Below are 19,157 nucleotides of genomic sequence, written 5' to 3'. Positions count from 1 at the left end.
TCGGCGTAGGCTGCTCCCCATGCGTGCGATCTGGAAGGGTGCGGTCTCCTTCGGCCTCGTCAGTGTGCCGGTCAAGCTGTACAGCGCGACCGAGAGCCATGACGTGTCGTTCCGTCAGGTGCATGCCAAGGACGGCGGCCGGATCAAGTACCAGCGGGTGTGCGCCATCGACGGCGAAGAGGTGCCGTACTCCGACATCGCGAAGGGGTACGAGACCGAGGACGGCGAGATGGTCATCCTCACCGAGGACGACCTGGCCAACCTGCCGACGACCTCCTCCCGCGAGATCGCGGTCGAGAAGTTCGTGCCGGTCGACCAGATCGACCCGATGCTCTTCGAGAAGTCGTACTACCTCGAACCCGAGGGCACCGGCGCCAAGCCGTACGCCCTGCTCCGCCAGGCGCTGCTCGACTCCAACCGGATGGCCGTCGTCACCGTTGCCCTGCGCCAGCGCACGTCCACCGCGGTGCTGCGAGTGCGTTCCACGCCCAACGGCGACGTGATCGTGCTGCAGACGATGATGTGGCCTGACGAGGTCCGGGTGCCCGACTTCTCCGTCGAGGTGGGTGACGTCAAGGACGCCGAGGTCGCGATGGCGAAGATGCTGATCGAGACCCTGTCCGGCGACTTCGACTCGGCCGACTTCGAGGACGACTACGCCGAAGCCGTGGAGTCCGTGGTGAAGGCCAAGATCGAGGGCGGCGAGGTCAAGCGCACCGAGACGTCCGCCAAGACCGGCGGCGAAGTGGTCGACCTGTTGGCCGCCCTGCAGCGCTCCGTCGAAGCCGCCAAGACGTCGCGCGGCGAGGCCGAGCCCGAGGCGGCGCCCGCAAAGAAGACGTCTCCCGCCAAGAAGACCGCAGCCAAGAAGGCAGCCCCCGCGAAGAAAGCGGCTGCCAAGAAGACCCCGGCGAAGAAGACGGCCGCAAAGAAGGCGAGCTAGCCGACCTCGTCCTCGGCCCGGTCGATCAGTTCCTTCACGACGTCGATCGAGCGGATCCGGCCGCTGGTGACGGTCGTGTCGCGGTCGGAGAACAGCGCCGTCGGGATGCCGATCAGTTCGGCGTCGTTGTTGACGGCCATGCCGCCGGAGTTGCCGGGTGCGATCCGGGCGTCGGTGTCGAGCTCCGATCGCGGCCCCAGGTCCGGGTCGTTGAGCACGGTCGAGATGACGCCCGTGGTCACGGTGATGGACTCGCCGGCACCGGCAACGGCCGGGAAGCCCAGGACCGTCACGTCGTCGCCCGCTCGCAGTTCGCCGGAACTGCCGATCGGCACGGCCGGCAGGTCGAGCTTGCCGTCGAGGTCGCTGCCGTCGGCGTTCGCGTAGATCTGGATGACCGCGACGTCGAGGTGGCCATCGGCCTCCACAACCCGGGCGCGGTACGCCGCGGGGGCGTTCGTGTCGGTCATGCCGTCAGTCAGGGAGACTAGCAGGAACTCGGGATTCGCGATCTCCTCGCCGGAGTACTGGTCGTTGAGACCGTCGGCCTCCGGCTCAGCGACGTGCGCGTTGGTGAGGATCAGGCCGTCCTTGCGGATGATGGAGCCCGACCCGTGGTACTCGCCCGTGCTGCTCGGGTCCGACAGGAGATGAGTCTCTGCCGAGATCTTCACCGTGGCGGCCTTGGCCGCGTCGAGTTCCTCCCCGGTCAGCACCCCCATCGAGTTGGAGCCCCCGGACGGCGAGCCTCCGTCAGCAGAGTTGTCACCGTCGTCGTCGCGGCCGACGAGAAGCGCGATACCGAGCACCCCGGCAATCAGGACCAGGACGGCGGCGGCCGCTCCACCGATCACCAGGCGCTTGCCCCAGCGGCGTCGGGCGATCCGCTTCTCCTCCTCCGCCGAGGACAGGATCGGGACGAGAGTGAGTTCGGGGCCGGCCACGGGGTGACCGAGCCGCAGGGTGATCCGCTCGTCGAACTTGCGGGTCGTGACCCGGCGGCCCTCGGCGAAGGTCCCCTCGTTGGACAGGTTGGTGTAGGTCCAGCCGCCCGGGAAGGGATCGATCCGGCCGTGCACCCGCGAGCACGCGGGGTCGCTGATCACGACCGTCGAGTCGCTGCGACGCCCCACCGTGATCTGGGTCGGGTGGCGGAAGCGGTGCTCGCGCCCCTCGGCCACCAGCAGCAGGTCCGGGCCGGTGCGCTGGGCGGGCGGTCCTGCATGACCCTGCGGGCCGACCTGGGGACGCGGGGCAGCCGCCAGGATCTGGGTGGCGTCGTTGCCCGGGATCGCAGCCGGCAGACCCGGCGCGCCCGGCGGACGCGCGCCCGGCGGTGCGACCCGCGTCGACGGGTCGGGGGGTGGCGCCGACGACATCGGCGGCATGGTGAGCTCGTCGGGCAGGCTCGGCATCGGCGGGATACGCGACGGGGTCCGGGCGCGGGCATCGGCGGAGGCGGGGGTGCGGCCAGCGGAGGGGCCATCGGTGGGACGGGCGCCGGGGCCGCAAGGGCCGCTGGCGCGTCGTACTGCTCGGCCGGGATGATCGTCAGCGATGCGCCGGCGGCCGGTGGGCCGCAGCGCACCGAGATCCGCCGCTCGATCGGATAGTCGGTCACCCGCTCGTCATCGACGTAGGTGCCGAACTGGCTGTCGTTGTCGACCAGGACCCACCCGAAGTCCGAGGACTGCAGTTCGGCGTGCTGGCGCGACACCGAACCGGCGGTGAGGACGACATCGGCCTCGATGGCCCGGCCAATGCGATAGACGGGCTTGCCTTCGAGACGAAGGACTCGTCCGTCGACCTCGACCACGAGAGCAGACATGGCCGTCACCCTATGCGGTCGCCCCGGGCGTCGACCCGCTCGGTCGACGCACCTGAACGGTGGAGTTGCGGATCTGGATCCGGGCGCCGTTGACCAGTTCGATCGTCCGGTCCGGCTCGAGCAGGAAGTTCTGGCCACCCGGGTAGGAGACCGGCCACGAGAAGTCCGACGCGTTGTGCAGGCCCCAGCGATCCCTGGCCTCCGGGTGCTGGCGCACCTGGGCGAGCACGGTCGGATGGTCGATCCCCGAGGTGAGGTGGTCGGACCGGACCGTGGTCTGGGGGCCGACGGCCACCGTGCGGCGACCGATCTGCAGGACGTACGGCGGCCGGACCTCGGTCTGGTCCTGCCAGCAGGTGACGCTGTCGTCCTCGGGGCTCCAGAAGTTCGTGGTGCCGCAGGTCGGGCACGCCAGCAGGCCGTCACGCAGCCGGTCCATCGCCTTGATCCACTGGCCCTCGGTGACCCGGGCGCCCGCGTGGTCGAGCCCTTCGGCGAAGGCCTGGATGAACAGGTCACGGAGGAACTGCGGGTAGATGTTCCAGTACTGCTGGACGATCTGCGCCGGCCGGTTCTCGGCCCGGTCCGGATGCATGCAGAACAGCGGCTCGGTCCCGAAGTGCGTCATCAGCCAATGGGCGTCGCGCATGCCCGCATCGGTGCGCGCACCTTCGAGTGGGTGACCGAGGAACAGCGCGTAGAACAGCAGTACGGCGAGTGAGTGCCGGTCGGTGTCGGTGTTCGGGAGGGTGCGGTACGTCGTGTCACGCACGACCTCCGGTGCCATGAAGTACGGCGTCCCGAGGACCCGACCGGTGCCGTTGTCGATGCCGACGTTGTCGTTGTCGCAGATCAGGACGTCACCGTTGGACGGGTCGAAGAAGACATTGCCGAAGGAGATGTCGCGGTAGCAGAGGCCGCGCGCGTGCAGTCGCAGGAAGCTGTAACTCAGCTGGCGACACAGCTCGATGATCGAGGAGAAGGAGACGTCGAGGGGGTTCCCGTCGCGGTCCGCGTTGAGCAACAGGAAGCTCAACTCGAGGAAGCGCTGGTGCCGCAGGTGCATGACGTAGCCAAAGCTCGGCTCCGTCCCGACCCGGGCCATGCTGAGCGGCCAGAGGAAGCGCTGGTGCGGCGAGCCGATCTCGACCAACTGCTGCATTTCGTCGTACTGCTGCGAGGTCGCGCTCTCGGGTTTGTACCACTTGAGGGCGAGTGGCTCGCCGGTCTCGCGACGGACCTCGAAGACGTAGCCCTGTCCGCCCTGGCCGAGAAGTGAGGTCACCCGGGCGCGTCCCAATGGGCCGAGATCGACCTCGACGCCCTCTGCCAGCACCATGGGTGTGCCCGACCTCCGTAATCGCTCTGCTCGACCTGCGTGACAATGTATAGCCTCAACAGATTCGGGCACCTTGAAACACAGCCCGGCCGACCTGTTCAGCGTTAGCGTTGTTCGAAACGCCCCGGCAGGGCCAACCCGACCACACCGACCACCCCGACCCATCGGAAGGAGGGCCCCGATGAGCGACAGGCTCGGCGGTGCGCTCGCGCGCAAGCCGCTGCACTTCATCTTCGTTCTCGACGTCTCGGGCTCCATGATGCGGGGCGGCCGTATCCAGGCGCTCAACAACGCGATCACCGAGGTCCTCCCCCACCTGAAGGACGAGGCGCGCGCCAACCCGCACGCCGAACTGCTGGTCCGGGTCCTCGCGTTCGCCAACGAGCCGCAGTGGATCATCGAGGAGCCCACCCAGGTCGACCAGATCCACTGGAAGCGCCTCGAGGCGGTGCCGCGTGGTTTCACCGAACTGGGCAGTGCCCTGCAGACCCTGGCCGGCGCACTCGAGCACCTCGACGAGAGCAACAGTGCCTTCCCACCGGCGATCATCCTCGTGTCTGACGGACGGCCCACCCAGAGCAGCGGCGTGACCTTCGCCGAAGGCCTGCAGGCGTTGTTGAACAACCGTTGGGGTGCCACCGCTGTCCGGTTGGCCCTCGGCGTCGGCCGCGACGCCGACATGCACTCGTTGCGCCGCTTCATCGGCGACGAGGACGTCCCGTTGCTGCGGGCCGACAACCCCGAGCAACTCGTCGAATACATCGTGTGGGCCTCGAAGGCCGCCAGCAAGGTCGCCTCCCGGCCGGTCGTCGGACCGGGCACCGGTGTCACCGCCGCGCCTCCGAGCCCGATCGGTGACCCGATCTGGAGCACCCTCGGATGACCCACCGCTGGACAACGCTGTCCGGCACCACGATCGGTTCGGTCCACGTTCGCGATCAGTTGCCGCTCCAGGACTCGGTCCTGACGTGGACTGACCACGAGAACGGCCAGGCCGTGATCGCTGTCGCGGACGGGCACGGACACAAGTTGCACTTCCGCAGCGACATCGGCTCCGCGCTCGCGGTCCTGTGCGCGGTCGAGGAGTTGCGGCGCACGCTGACCGCCGTCGCCGCACTTGGCGACGGTGTCGACCACGCCGTTGTCGAGGACCTGCTCAGCACCGCCGGTGCCGCCCTCGTGGCGAACTGGGTGGGCAAGGTCGAGCATCACATCGCGGCCCACCCGTACTCCGCGGCCGACGACGCGCTCGGCGCGAGCGCCGATCCCTTGCGGGCCTACGGCTCCACGGTGCTCGCCACGGCTGCCGTGGGCGACCTGGTCGTGTTCCTCCAGATCGGCGACGGCGACTCCGTCCTGGTGTCCGCCAACGGAGAAGCGTCCCGGCCGTTGCCGGAGGACCCCGACCTCGACGGCCTGCACACCAGTTCGCTGTGCCAGGCCCGACCGGTCGACGCGCTGCGCGTCGCGGTCGTGGACGCACGGGTCGACGACGTCGCGCTGGTCTTCCTGTGCACCGACGGGTTCGGGCGCTCACGCGTCGACGCCGACGGCTGGTGGCGCCAGACCGGTGAGCAGCTGCTCGAGTTCAGTCGCAGCCGCGGCCTGGTCTGGGTGCGCGAGCAGCTCCCTGAATGGCTCGCGGAACCCGCCCTCATCGGCGGCGACGACACGACGATGGCGCTCCTGGTGCGCACCGACGTCGGAGGGATCAGCCGACCGGACCTGGCCGACACGATTCCCGTGCCGGAGTGATCAGTCGCTGATCACTCGCTGGGCCACCAGTCCTCGAGCTTCTTCAGGTCGCCGTCGAAGCTCCAGGCCACGCCGTAGCAATAGCAGTCGGACAGGTTGTAGTCCCAGTACAGCGTGGCTGTGTCGCCTTCGCCGTTCCGATAGGCGTAGTAGGCACCCTCGGCCTTGCCCTCGCCGAACTTCCAGGTGCCACCGCCGCCCTGCTTGCCGCCTCCCTTGGCGGCCTCTTCGAACTTCCCCTTGTAGTACTTGCGGTCCAGGCTCAGCGCCTTCCGCGTGGTGTACCGCCCCACCGTGACGACGATCCCGTCGATCGCCGTGCAGGAACTCTCCTCGGAGGCTCCGACGAAGAAGGTCCGCTGCCGGGTGCACGTCGAGACGTCCATGTTGATGTTGATGAAGTCACGCAGCACCGGGTGCTGGGGGTTCGTCGGCTCCGAGACACGTGGCGACGTCGCCTTGTAGTTCGTCGTCACGGTGTCGATCTTGACGCTGCCCTCGCCCGTGATCGTGGCCGACTGGAGCGCCGAGGTGCTGTCCCAGTAGACGATCGCTGGGGCCGAACTACCGCCCCGCTCCGGGTCGAACTCGTAGAGCGCCGTCGTACCGTTGTCGGCCGTCAGCGTCCCGGCTCGGTAGTCCAGTCGCGCCTTGCGTGCAGCGGTCAGCGACGCCTCGTCGAGGTACGTGATCAGCTTCAACTTGCCGGAACTGACGACACAGTCGACGACCTCGGCCTGGCCGGTGGTCGGGGTGCCGCCGACGCAGTCGCTCGTCCCCGCGCTGATGGTGGAGGCCAGTGCGTTGTAACGCCCGTCGAGCGCCGCCGCATCGACGTCCACCTCGGGGGTCTCGGAGGTCTCTGCCGACTGGCCGCCGTTGCCCTTGCTGGACTTGTCGTCGCCGCCACCGGCGATGACCAGCCCGGTGATCCCGCCACCCACCACGACGACGCCTGCGACGGCCGCCGCGATCCAGATCACGGGGCTCTTCTTCTTCGTGGGCTGCTGGCCGAAGCCGGGGGCCGGCGGGTAGCCGCCCGCGACGCCGTACGCCGGGGCGCCGTACGGCGCTCCCTGGGGCGCGGACTGGTAGCCGGGCATCACCGTCGGCGGGCCCTGCTGGCCCGGCTGGCCCGGTTGGCCCGGCTGGCCTGACTGGGGTGGCCAGGTGGTCGCCGGCGACTGGAACGGCGCCGGCGGGGACTGGAGGGGCGGACCGGAGGGCGGCGGCGCCTGCGGAAGGTGGGACGACGGCGGTCGCTGCGAGCGGTAGCGCAGGATCACGTCCGGCGGGACCTTGCCGATGGCGTACCCGAGGACGGCCGCAGCCCAGCTGGACGCCGCCTGGTCGTCGCCGCCGCGATCGCGGGCCAGACGCTGGCCGGCGGCCTCAACCGCACGGACCGGGTCGGCACCGCCGTCGATCATCGCCGACAGCGGGGTCAGGACATCGAAGCGAATCGCGTCGACGAGCAGGTTGATGTCGCCGGTGCTGGCCTGGTCCTCCTCGAGGACGTCGTCCAGGACACCGCGGAACCCGTTCGCGTCGGCGAAGATCGATGTGCCGTGGGCAGCAACGAGTTCCCGGATCGCTTCGTGCAACTCCATGCCGTGGACCTCAGCCCTCAGACCGCGGAACCGAGTTCGCTGGCGAGGCCCGATGCACTCGCGGCAACCTCGGCAGCGGTACGCGGGCGGGCCGCGACGTCGGCGTTGAGGCACGACTCGATCAGGGTGCGGGCGGCGGACGGCAGCGAATCCGAGAGCGTCGGCTGCGAAGCCAGGATCGAACGTACGAGCAGGAGCGGCTCGGTGCCCTTCAGGTCGCCGTAGACACCCTTGCCGGTGATCGCGAAGTGCAGGGAGGCGCCCAGCGACCAGATGTCACTGGCGCGCGAGGCCTGCGCCCCGAGCATGATCGCGGGGTCCGTGAACTCCAGGCCGATCTGGCCCAGGCCCGTGGTGACCATGCCCGGCGAGAGCAACTGCGAGAGCCCGAGGTCGGCGAGCCGGCCGCCGTCGTCGGCGAGCAGGATGTTCGCGGGCTTGATGTCGCGGTGCGCGATCCCGCGCTCGTGCAGGGCATGCGCGGCCAGCGCGGCGTCGCGGACGGCCGCGACACGACGACCGGTGCTGATCTCCACGTGCGGGTTCTCGAGCGAACCGTGCGGGAGGTACTCCATCGCGTAGTAGAACGCTCCGCCGTGGCGGCCGGCGTCGTAGACGGCGACCAGACGGTCGGAATCCGCGACGCTGAAGTGCTTGAGCTCGCGGGTGGCGCGCCGGAACGCATCGTCCGAGGTCGGGCCGGCGATCACCTTGACCACGACTTCCCCAGCACCGATGCCCAGACGCGCTGGAGCCTTCGAGAGGTAGTTCGTGCCGTAGTTCGACTCGCCCAAGGGGCGCACGAACTCGTAATCAGCGATTCCCTGCACTCGATCCTCCATGACTGGTCGGGCAGGCCGCGGCGCGACCGGACTCCAGCATGGCACGATGCCACGGGACCTTCACCCCGAAACCCCCCACAGCGACGCGGAAGTGCAAGGATTCAGCAAGCGCCGCATCGGGTAGCGGGTGTAGCGTTCCGCACGCATTCAGCGATCTAGGAGGCACGTTGATCGAGCCCTCTGCAGCATCCGTGGTCCCCACGACTGACCCCTCGACCTATCTACCGGCGCAGGCCATCACGGGCGACCTGACCGACCAGATGCTCGAGACGGACTTCTGGACCGACGACCTGGTGGCAGCGGCAGGCATCCCGATCGTCGACGTCCCCTTCGTGACCGTCGGTTCGGGCATCGGCAGCTTCGTGACCGTCGACTACCTGCGCATCGCCGGCGTCCCGACGTCGCAGATCCGGGTCCTCGGCACGCTCGACAAGCCGTGGCAGACCTACGAGTACCTCACCCGGGTCTCCCAGGTCCCGCGACCCGAGCGCCTGCGGTCGGACTCGGCGTCCCGTCCCGACAACATCTGGGGCTTCCCGTCGTACGGCTTCGCCGAAGGCGTGCGGAAGTTCAACATCAAGGTCCTGTGGCAGCTGTTCAGCGAGCCGATCTTCGCGGACTACTACACGCCCAAGGCCGGCAACGTCTTCGAGCAGCTCGAGCGCGAGTCCAACCGCATCGGGTACGACGAGATGCTGGTCAAGGGCCTGGTCCGCATCGTGCGCCGGCGGTACGGCGGCGGGTACTTCACGATCCTGACGCCCCCCGAAGGCGCGTCGGCCACCAAGCGCGTGGCCTTCCGGTCGCAGTACGTCCACGTCGCCGTGGGCTACCCGGGACTGAAGTTCCTGCCCGAACTCCAGCGCTATCGCACCGAGAACAACGACTACCGCCACATCGTCAACGCCTACGAGGCGCACGAGCACGTCTACGAGCGGCTCATGCAGGTCCCGAGCACCGTGGTGGTGCGAGGCGGCGGCATCGTCGCGTCGCGCGTGCTGCAGCGACTGATGGACGACCGGCTGCTGCACGGTGCGCAGACCAACATCGTCCACCTGTTCCGGACCTACATCAACGGCCCCAACGACGGTTACGGCAACGAGGGCGACGCGCGTCCCGGCGGCGGCAAGCCCCGGATGTTCATGCGCCGCCGTGGCGGCGACGGGTGGGCCTACCAGGGCTTCAACTACCCCAAGTCGGTGTGGGGCGGGCAGCTCAAGGCCCAGGTCCGCAAGCTTGAGGGCGAGGAACGGGCCGAGCTCTACAAGCGGATGGGTGGCACCAACACCCCGTGGCGCAAGCTGTGGCAGAAGCAGATGAACCAGGGCCGTCGCGAAGGCTGGTACACCCCGGTCGTGGGTGCGGTCGAGGACATGCAGCCGAGCGGAGAGCGGATCGTGAACCACGTCCGCACCGCCCAGGGCACCGTCCCGATCGAAGCCGACTTCGTCATCGACTGCACCGGGCTGGAAGCCGACATCGCCGAGCACCGGCTGCTGAAGGACCTGCTCGAGCACGGCGGCGTCACGCGCAACCCCGTCGGCCGGCTCAACGTCGACCGCTCGTTCGAGCTGATCGGCACGGCCTCCGGGTCCGGCGCGATGTACGCCTCCGGCTCCTCGACGCTGGGTGGCTACTTCCCGGGCGTCGACACATTCCTCGGCCTGCAGGTCGCCGCCCAGGAGATCCAGGCCGACCTGCGCAAGCGTGGCTTCGGCAAACGGATCGGGCCGGTGCGCTCGACCCTGCAATGGTGGAAGTGGCTGGCAGGGAGCGCCCCGTGAGCGAAGCTGCCCACCCGACCCTCCAACTCAGCAAGGGAGTGCGCTGATGTTGCCCACCCTCAACGGCCGGCTGCAGACCCGCATCTTCATGCTCGTCGTGTTCGGCAGCCTGATCACCCTGGTGCTCACGCCGATCCTGCCCGGCGACCCGGACTACAAGACCACCTTCATCATCCTCGCGACGGTGCTGGTGCTCGGGATCGTGTGGGAGTTGATCTACCACGTCATCCAGCAGTTCCGGTGGGAGAAGGACTGGCCGACGATGTTCGGCCTCATCACCGCGCTCAACGAAGGCGCGCTGGTCTGGCTGCTGCTCGATCTGGAACTGGTCCCCGGCATCGACGGTGTGCCTGACTTCTGGGCCTTCCTCATCGACTTCTCGGTCATCTGGTTCGTGGTCTGGATCTGGACCAACGGGCCCATGCGCGTTCCGTTCATCCGGTGGCGCTTCTTCGGTGGAAGGATCATTTGATGCCCATTCCCGCCACATCTGCAGAGGACTGGTCGAGCGCGACCGTCGTCCCCGGTTCCGGCGAAGGCACCCTCGCCCGGATCGGACCGGTCGTCCTCCTCGTGGGCTCCGACCAGCCCACGGTGGTCAAGCCCTACCTCGAACACGCCCAGATCGTGGCGGCCAACGGCGGCCAGGGCCGCCAACTGGTCCGGGGCTACGCCCTCATGCTGTCGACCGCGGTGGAGCAGTCCCCCGGCTTCGCAGCGCTCGCGCCGCACGCCACTGGCCTGGCCGTGTTCGTCGACGGCGACGTCACGGTCACGATCAACGACCAGACCATCTCCGGCGCCGACTCGCTCGCGTGGGTCGAGCGACTGATCCCGTGGCCGATTGAGTCGGTGACCGTCACGCTGCCCGGCGCTGCCACGCCGACGGACGGATCGACGTACCGCCTCGACGGCGGCGTGATCCCCGCGGGCTCCTTCACCATGCCCAGTGGCGCCGGCGACGCGATGATGGTCGTCGCCCCGCCCGTCGTGACCGACGAGCCGATGATGGCTGCGGCCGAGCCGGCCATGAGTGATGACGCCAGCCACGCTGGCCACGATCATGGCCCCGATCATGGCCACGGGCACGGCCACCCGGAGACCCCGGTCTCCGACGCCGCGGCCGCGATGGTGGTCCCGCTCGCAACTCCGCCGGCTGCCCCGGCCCCGCCCGCGCCGCCTGCACCGCCGGCACCGGTTGCCCCCGCCGCACCGCCCGCAGGTCGCCCGCTGCCGCCCGTCCCCGCCGACGAGCACGTCAACTTCCAGTCCGTGCTGATCAGCGACGTCGACGACGACATGGACGACTTCGAGCCGCTCCCGATCGTCGAGAACGCCGCCCAGGTCATGGAGGACAGTCCCAGCGAGCAGGTCCGGGGCGTCTACTGCAAGAACCGCCACTTCAACGACCCGCGCGTGCTGTTCTGCGCCGTGTGCGGCATCAACATGGTGCAGCAGACCCCGGTCCTGGTGAATGGCTCACGGCCGCCGCTGGGCGTGATCGTGCTCGACGACGGCTCCGTCTTCCAGCTCGACACCCCGTACCTCCTCGGCCGGGATCCGAGCGGCGACGAGCGCATCCACGGTGGCGACTTCCGGCCGTTGCCGATCATTGACCAGTCCAACCAGGTTTCCCGGGTGCACGCGCGCCTGGAGATGCGCGGCTGGGACGTCGTACTGATCGACAACAACTCGACCAACGGCACCTTCGTCCACGTCCCCAAGACGCCGGACTGGGTGCGGATGCAGCCCGGTGCCGAACAGATTCTGGTCCAGGGCACGCGCGTGCGCATCGGTCACCGGACGCTGGCCTTCAACACCCACGCCGGCGCCTCGGCTTAACTGCGCGAGACGCGTCTCCGCTCCGGCGGGGGCAGCAGTGGTCAGGCCGACGCCACCGTGGCGCCCAGCGGTACGACGGCGAAGTCCACCGGAGCGGCGTCGAGCTCGGCACGCACCCGGATACCGGGCGTGCCCGACGCCGTGAACGAGCCGAGCTCGGTCGGTGCGGCGGCGAGCGGGCCCGCGTCGACATCCGGCTCGGCCAGCCGGACCCCACGCTCGGCAAGGGCGTCGCGGACGCCCGCCTGCCGGCGACCACCGCCACCGCGCACGTCGAGTGTCGTGCCGCGCGAGACGGCGATGCGTGCACCGAGAACGACGGCTGCCTCACCGTTGACGTCGCCGGACCAGTGCACGATGACCGGAGCGTCGACGTCCTGGGCCGGGGTGCCGGCAGGCACCACCGCGACCGGCGAGTCGTTGGCGGCCACAACGCCGTCCAGTGACGGGTCGTCGGACCACGCGACGAGGCCCTGCGGCTTGAGCACGGCGACGAGTTCGACGAGGTCCTGCTCGACGTCGGCGCTGGCGTGGGCGATCACGCGCACCGGGATGCCGATCTCCTCTCCGCGACGCACCAGCACCTGCTGACGCTCCATGGCCGAGGCCATTTCGGCCAGCTCCAGCGACAGTCCGCTGCCCACTTCGAGTGCGCGTCCCTGCGGCTGCAGGTCGGCGACGACGATCTCGGCCGGCTGTGCGCCGGCGAGCTGGGCGGCTGCGATCTCGATGAGGACGGAGTCGTCCTGATCGGTGCGGGACAGCACCAGGATGCGATCGACGGCTTCGGCGCCCAGCGCCGCGCGCTCGGCTTCGGCGATGTCACGCGCCACCCGGCGCTGCGGGTAGGTGAAGCCGAGCAAGGGCCCCGTCATCACCGTGGTCACCAGCGCCATGATCACCATCATCGTGAAGAGTTCCTTGCTGAGGAGGTCCTTCTCGAGGCCGACGTTGAGGATGATCAGCTCAGTCAGGCCGCGGGTGTTCATCAGGAGGCCGAGCGAACTGGCCTGCCAGTGCGGCACCTTCTGGAGCCGCGCGCCGACGTAGGCGCCGACGTACTTGCCGACGATGGCCACGGTGAGGATCGCGAACATCGGAAGGATGTGCTCGGTCCCGAGGCCGCGGATGTCGACCTTGAGGCCGGAGATCAGGAAGAAGACGGGCAGCAGCAACAGGACGCTGATCTGTTCGAGTCGGACCAGCACTTCGTGCCGCATGGCGGCTGCCTGCTCGTGCGGCATGATCGCACCGAAGAGGAAGGCGCCGAAGATGTAGTGGATACCGATGACGTCGGTCGTGGCGGCGAACAGCACGAGGCCGACCAGCACCACGGACATGATCGTCGGAGTCAACTCCCCCGCCTTCTGGTAGGCCGTGGTCAGCCGCTTCAGGGCCGGGCGCACCAGGAAGATCGCGAACAGCACGAACGGGACCGCAAGGTAGATCGCCCACTGCGGCAGATGGGCGTGCTCGCCCTCGACTCCTGCGATCGCCAGCACGACTGCCAGCAGGGTCCAGGCGATGATGTCGTCAGTCGCAGCGCACGCGAGCGCAAGGCCGCCGGTCTCGGTGCGGTGCATCCGGCGATCCGTCAGGATCCGCGCGAGCACCGGGAACGCGGTGATCGACATCGCCGCGCCCATGAAGAGGGCGAACGGCCAGAAGTCCGCCTTGTCGGGCTTGAGGGCCTCCGTCGCGGCGGTGGTGACGAAGATGTGAGCCAGCGCGATGCCCAGCGTGAACGGCAGGAGGATCGAGCAGACCGACACCGACCCGGCGACCTTCTCGCGGCCCTTGATCAACTTGAGGTCGAGTTCGAGGCCGACCACGAACATGAACAGAACCAACCCGACCCGGGCCAGGACGTCGAGGAATCCACGCTGGTCCATCGGGAAGAGCTGTTCGCTCAGCTCCATCCCCAGCAGGCTGGGGCCGAGGAGCACGCCGGCACCGATCTCGCCGACCACCGGCGGCACGCCGATCCGGGCGACGGCCTTGCCGGCCAGTCGCGCCACCACGATGATCAGCGCCAACTGCGCCAGGATCACGGCGAAGTCGAGGGCAGGCCCCTTCGCGGGCTCGGCCAGCAACACGGTGACGTCGTACAAGGGAAAGCCTCCTGGGTCCCGGGGGATGCGCGGTCAGACTATGGGCTTGTCCCCCGAAAGTGCAGGGCTGCACCCCTTGCACACAGGAAATCTCAGGCCAGCAGGCCGCGCACCACGCGCAGGCCGACCGACACCTTGGCGATGTCACTCGGCTCGTCCGTGCAGACCGCGGTGAGCGACGTGATCGCCCGCTCCACGACGCCGCCCGTCTCGGCCTCCCACGCCGCGACCCGGCGGTCGGCGGCCTCGTGCGGGTCGGCAGCTTCGTCGTCGACCGAGTCGGCGGTCGCGGCGAGCACCTTCCCGGTGAGCTGGGCGTGGACGGCATGCAGGTCGTCGCGCAGTGCAGCCCGCGCCATGGTCTGCCACTGGTCGGCCCGCGGCAGGTGGACGATCTGCTGCTGCAGCGCCACCACCCCGAGCCGCTCGCCGAGGACGAAGTGCACCCGGGCCACGTCGGCCGGGTCCAGGCCGTCGCGGACCGCGATCTCGACGACATTGAGCAACGCATACGCGACGTCGTACGACGCCACGCGGGCCGCGAGCTCGGCCGGCACCTGCTGGGTCTCCAGTGCGCGCCGTCGAGCTTCGTAGGCAGCGAGTTCGGCGCCGGTCAGCAGGTTCGGCAGTTCGAGCATCGTGGCCTGGACCGGTGCGGCGAACATGTCGACGGTCGCCTGGCTGTCGAGGGGCGGTCGCCGGTTGGTGAGCAACCAGCGCGAAGCACGCTCGACCAGGGTGCGCATGTCCACACGCATCCGGGTCTGGACCGCGGCGTCGAGCACGTTGTCGAACTCCTCGAGCTCCTTGCGCAAGGGCAGTGACCCGTAGATCTCGCGCGCAACGAAGTTGGCCCGGGTCAGCTCGGCAGCACTTGCGCCGGTCTCCCCCGCCAGACGAGGCCAGTAGGTCATGCCGGCACCGTTGACCAGGTCGTTGACGACCTGGGTCACGATGATCTCCCGGCGCAGCGGATGCGCCCCGACCTGCTCCCGGAAGCCCTTCTGCACGGGCTCGGGGAAGTAGGACTCGAGGTCGAGGGTGAGGTACGGGTCCTCCGGCAGGTCGGAAGCCAGCAACTCCTCTGCGAGCACGATCTTCGTGTAGGCCATCAGCACCGACAGCTCGGGCTGGGTCAGCGCACCCTGGGCCTCCAGTCGGCGCTTCACCTCGCGGGTGGCGGGCAATGCCTCCAGGTCACGGTCGAGCAGGCCCTCGGTTTCCAGGTGGTGCATCCACTGCTCGTGGACGTGCAGCAAGGAAGGTGCATTGCGCGCCGCGTTGGCCAGCGCGAGGTTCTGGTCGTAGTTGTCGCGCAGCACGAGAACAGCGACCTCGTCGGTCATCGATGCGAGCAACTCGTTGCGCTGCTTGCCGGTGAGGTCACCCTCGAGCACGATCCGGTCGAGCAGGATCTTCAGGTTCACCTCACGGTCGGAGGTGTCGACCCCGGCCGAGTTGTCGATGAAGTCCGTGTTGATCCGGCCGCCGTCGACGGCGTACTCGATCCGGCCGCGCTGGGTGCAGCCCAGGTTGCCGCCCTCCCCCACGCACCGCACGCGCAACTGCCCACCGTCGACGCGGATGGCGTCGTTGGCCTTGTCGCCCGCGTCGGCGTTGGTCTCGGTGGACGCCTTGACGTAGGTGCCGATGCCGCCGTTCCAGAGAAGGTCGACCGGCGCGAGCAGGATCGCCTTCATCAACTCGGCGGGCGTCATCTTCTCGACGTGGCCGGCGATCCCCAGGGCTGCGCGGATGTGGTTGCTGATCGGAATCGACTTCGCACTGCGCGAGAAGATCCCGCCACCCTCGGAGATCAGCGACTTGTCGTAGTCCTGCCAGCTCGACCGTGGCAGCGCGAAGAGCCGCTGCCGTTCGGCGAACGACGTTGCTGCGTCGGGCTCGGGGTCGATGAAGATGTCGCGGTGGTCGAACGCGGCCACCAGGCGGATGTGCTCCGAGCAGAGCATCCCGTTGCCGAACACGTCGCCGGACATGTCGCCCACACCGACGACGGTGATGTCCTCGGTCTGGCAGTCGACGCCCATCTCGCGGAAGTGGCGTCGTACGGACACCCAGGCACCCTTGGCCGTGATGCCCATCGCCTTGTGGTCGTAGCCCACCGAGCCGCCACTCGCGAAGGCGTCGCCCAGCCAGAAGCCGTACTCCTTCGAGACGCCGTTGGCGATGTCGGAGAAGGTCGCGGTCCCCTTGTCGGCAGCGACGACGAGGTACGAATCGTCAGTGTCGTGGCGCACCACCCGCGGCGGCGGCACGGTCTCACCACCGACGAGGTTGTCGGTGAGGTCGAGCAGGCCGCGGATGAAGGTCTTGTAGCAGGCCACGCCTTCAGCCAGCCACGCTTCGCGATCGCTCGAGTCCGGCAACTGCTTGGCGTAGAAACCACCCTTCGCGCCGACCGGCACGATCACGGTGTTCTTGACCATCTGCGCCTTGACCAGACCGAGGACCTCGGTGCGGAAGTCGTCGCGCCGGTCGGACCAGCGCAGGCCACCACGGGCCACCGCACCGAAGCGCAGGTGCACACCTTCGACGCGGGGCGAGTAGACGAAGATCTCGAACTTCGGGCGCGGCGACGGCAGGTCGGGAATGGCCGACGGCTCGAGCTTCAGTGAGAGATAGGGCTTGGGCGTCGGGCTCGGCGTCGCCGCTCCCGGGTCGCCGGCTGACTGGAAGTAGTTGGTCCGCAACGTGGCCTGGATGTGCGTGAGGTAGGAGCGCAGGATCCGGTCGTGGTCGAGACTGACCACCTCGTCCAGGGCGGTGCGCACCTTCGTCACGAGGCCGGCCTCGCGCTCGGCGCGACCGTCGTCGGCGCCCGGATCGAACCGGGTCTCGAAGAGCAGCACCAGCAGCCGAGCCAGGTCGACGTTGTCGACGAGCGCCTGCTCGATCGAGTCGACCGCGAACGGGCTGTTGCCCTGCTTCATGTACTTCGCATAGGCGCGCAGCAGCATCGCCTGGCGCCACGACAGCCGCGCGCGCAGGACCAACCGGTTGAACCCGTCGGTCTCCGTGTAGCCGTCCCACATGGCACGCAGTGCGTCGGCGAAGAGTTCGCGGGCGTGGTCGGGCAGCGCGCCGGCGTACCGCAGGCCGAAGTCGTAGACGTGGGTACGACGATCGAGGCCGCCCAGCGAGTACGGCCGCTCGTCGACGACCTCCACCCCCATCGAGGACAGCATGGGCAGGACGCCGCTCAGCGACAGCGGTTCCCCGACCCGGAACACCTTCAGTCGGGCTTCCCCCTCATCGGCGTCGACGTCGGCGTACAGCGACTGGTCGATACCAGTGTCACCGGTGATGCCCTCCAGGCGACCGAGGTCGACGGCGGCGGTGCGGGGGTTGAAGTCCTCCTTGTACGCCTCGGGGAAGGCGTCGACGTACCGGCGGCCCAGCAGGCCGCCCGTCTCCTCGCCGTACTCGGCGATGACGGCCTGGAGGAAGTCCTCCTGCCAGGACCGCGACGCCTCGACCAGACGACGTTCGAGGTCGGTGGTGTCGATGTCGTCGGGAATCAACTCACCCTTGGGAAGGTGGACGACGAAGTGGACCCTCGCTGTGGTCGACTCGTTGATGCTGACGTTGAACTCAATGTTGTCCGGACCGATCCGGCCCTTGCCGATCTGTTCGATGAGGATCTTCACGAACTTGTGGCGGACGCCGGTGTTGTAGCGGTCGCGCGGGAGGTAGACCAGCACCGACAGGTAGCGCGCGTAGGTGTCGCGCCGGATGAACAGGCGCACCGCTCGCCGCTCGCGCGCCTGGCTGGCGGCCTCGACGATCGGGGTCAGTTCTTCGACCGGTGTGTGGAACAGTTCGTCGCGCGGATAGGTCTCCAGCGTGTCGAGCAAGGCCGAACCGTCGTGGCTGCGCGCGTCCTGGCCGCTGCGACGCAACACTTCGGCTGCCTTCTCGCGCAGCAACGGGATCCGCAGCAGCGACTCCGTGTAGGCAGCACTCGACAGCAGTCCGAGGAAACGTCGCTCGCCGACCACCTCGCCATCGGCGCCGAAGGTCTTGACGCTGACGTAGTCCAGGTACGCCGGTCGGTGGACTGTCGAACGGGAGTTGGCCTTGGCCAGCACCAGCACCGTCTTCTCGCGGGCCTTGGCCTTGACGGCGTCGGGCAGGCGCCCGAAGGCGACGGAGGTGTCGCCCTCCTCCGCCTTCTCGCGCAAGATGCCCAGTCCGGTGCCGGGCACGGGACGCAACACGTCCTCCTCGCCATCGCCACTCTCGGCGGGCTCCTTGGCCAGGACGTACTCGCGATAGCCGAGGAAGGTGAAGTGTTCATCGGCCAGCCACGACAACAGTTCGGCGGCCTGTCGGACCTCGTCCGGGTCGACCGGAGGGGCCTCGTCGGCCAGGGCGGCGACGATGCTCGCCACCTGCGCCTGCATCTTCGGCCAGTCCTCCACCGAGGCCTGGACATCGAGGAGTACCCGGCGGCACCCCTCGGCCACCTTCTCGTCCTCGCCTCCGCCACCGAGGCGGCCGATCTCGACGTGCATCCACGACTCGCGGGTCGCGCCGTCGGGCGGAGACACCGAGCCAGGGGTCACGGGTTCGGCCGAGAGCAGGTGCCCCGCCTCGTCCCGTCGTACGTCGAAGGTCGGGTGCACCACGGCCCGGATGTCACGAAGGTGCTGACCGAGCTCCATGGTCAGCGAGTCGACCAGGAACGGCATGTCGTCGAACACGACCTCGACGACCGAATGCCCGGCCGCGGACCAGCCGTGTTCGGCCACGGTGGGCGTGAAGACCCGCACCTTCGGCGTACCCGGTGTGCGCTCGAGCGCCAGGTGGTGGTGCGAGGCGAACGCACCGTAGATGTCGACGTCGCTGCGCGACGCGAGTTCCTCGGTGTCGATGTGCCGGTAGTACGCCGGCAACAGCACCGGAAGCGCATCACGAGGTGGACCCCCGCCGCCCTTCGGTGGTCCGGCCGCGGCAGCGGCCTGCTCGAAAATACGGTCTCGGTCTGCCCCGGAAGCGGAAGCCTTCAGCGTCGTCATTGACACCGTCTCAACGTAGGCCGTCGGACGTGACCACGACAACATCGCGCGGTGACCCGTGAGT

General features: G+C 68.7%; 12 protein-coding genes. 6 read left to right on the top strand and 6 right to left on the bottom strand.

Annotated elements, in window-relative coordinates; translation table 11 throughout:
* Positions 1–19: 19 nt before the first annotated feature.
* Positions 20–943 carry a Ku protein gene (locus tag HRC28_RS10675; RefSeq protein ID WP_182380059.1) on the top strand — a complete coding sequence of 308 codons (924 nt, stop codon included), beginning with the start codon at positions 20–22 and terminating at the stop codon, positions 941–943.
* Here HRC28_RS10675 and HRC28_RS10670 read toward each other — a convergent pair.
* Positions 940–2,358, bottom strand: a complete 1,419-nt coding sequence (locus HRC28_RS10670; RefSeq protein ID WP_237111788.1) for a trypsin-like peptidase domain-containing protein — start codon at positions 2,356–2,358, stop codon at positions 940–942. The two genes, HRC28_RS10675 and HRC28_RS10670, sit on opposite strands and share 4 nt — an antisense overlap.
* Before the next feature lie 423 nt (positions 2,359–2,781).
* Positions 2,782–4,110, bottom strand: coding sequence for a serine/threonine protein kinase (locus HRC28_RS10660; RefSeq protein ID WP_182380056.1), 1,329 nt, complete (start codon positions 4,108–4,110; stop codon positions 2,782–2,784).
* Between the two features lie 181 nt (positions 4,111–4,291).
* On the opposite strand from HRC28_RS10660, the gene HRC28_RS10655 reads away from it, so the two are divergent.
* Positions 4,292–4,993 (top strand): VWA domain-containing protein, encoded by a 702-nt coding sequence (locus HRC28_RS10655; RefSeq protein ID WP_182380055.1) that lies wholly within the window; start codon positions 4,292–4,294, stop codon positions 4,991–4,993.
* The gene (locus tag HRC28_RS10650) at positions 4,990–5,865 is read left to right on the top strand and encodes a protein phosphatase 2C domain-containing protein (RefSeq protein ID WP_182380054.1); all 876 of its coding nucleotides are present in this window, start codon (positions 4,990–4,992) and stop codon (positions 5,863–5,865) included. Before HRC28_RS10655 ends, HRC28_RS10650 begins: the two co-directional genes overlap by 4 nt.
* An 11-nt stretch (positions 5,866–5,876) precedes the next feature.
* Here HRC28_RS10650 and HRC28_RS10645 read toward each other — a convergent pair whose 3' ends face one another.
* Positions 5,877–7,475: a hypothetical protein gene (locus HRC28_RS10645; protein WP_182380053.1), complete on the bottom strand. Its 1,599-nt coding sequence runs from the start codon at positions 7,473–7,475 to the stop codon at positions 5,877–5,879.
* 17 nt (positions 7,476–7,492) lie between these two features.
* Complete coding sequence (locus tag HRC28_RS10640) at positions 7,493–8,305, bottom strand: protein kinase (protein WP_182380052.1); 813 nt, start codon at positions 8,303–8,305, stop codon at positions 7,493–7,495.
* 179 nt (positions 8,306–8,484) lie between these two features.
* On the opposite strand from HRC28_RS10640, the gene HRC28_RS10635 reads away from it, so the two are divergent.
* The 3 genes from HRC28_RS10635 to HRC28_RS10625 are packed head-to-tail and all read left to right on the top strand — an operon-like array spanning position 8,485 to position 11,943.
* Positions 8,485–10,101: a hypothetical protein gene (locus HRC28_RS10635; protein ID WP_202033295.1), complete on the top strand. Its 1,617-nt coding sequence runs from the start codon at positions 8,485–8,487 to the stop codon at positions 10,099–10,101.
* A gap of 46 nt (positions 10,102–10,147) precedes the next feature.
* Positions 10,148–10,573, top strand: a complete 426-nt coding sequence (locus HRC28_RS10630; RefSeq protein WP_182380051.1) for a hypothetical protein — start codon at positions 10,148–10,150, stop codon at positions 10,571–10,573.
* On the top strand, positions 10,573–11,943 hold the full coding sequence (locus HRC28_RS10625) for an FHA domain-containing protein (RefSeq protein ID WP_182380050.1): 1,371 nt from the start codon (positions 10,573–10,575) through the stop codon (positions 11,941–11,943). The genes HRC28_RS10630 and HRC28_RS10625 overlap by 1 nt, the downstream gene beginning before the upstream one ends.
* A gap of 41 nt (positions 11,944–11,984) precedes the next feature.
* On the opposite strand, the gene HRC28_RS10620 is transcribed toward HRC28_RS10625, so the two are convergent.
* On the bottom strand, positions 11,985–14,054 hold the full coding sequence (locus HRC28_RS10620) for a cation:proton antiporter (RefSeq protein WP_182380049.1): 2,070 nt from the start codon (positions 14,052–14,054) through the stop codon (positions 11,985–11,987).
* A gap of 92 nt (positions 14,055–14,146) precedes the next feature.
* Positions 14,147–19,093, bottom strand: coding sequence for an NAD-glutamate dehydrogenase (locus HRC28_RS10615; protein WP_182380048.1), 4,947 nt, complete (start codon positions 19,091–19,093; stop codon positions 14,147–14,149).
* Positions 19,094–19,157: the final 64 nt, after the last annotated feature.

The organism is Nocardioides sp. WS12, assembly GCF_014108865.1.
Classification (GTDB): Bacteria; Actinomycetota; Actinomycetes; order Propionibacteriales; family Nocardioidaceae; genus Nocardioides.
Note: the sequence above shows the minus strand (reverse complement) of the source record. Positions and strands in the feature narration are given on the sequence as shown.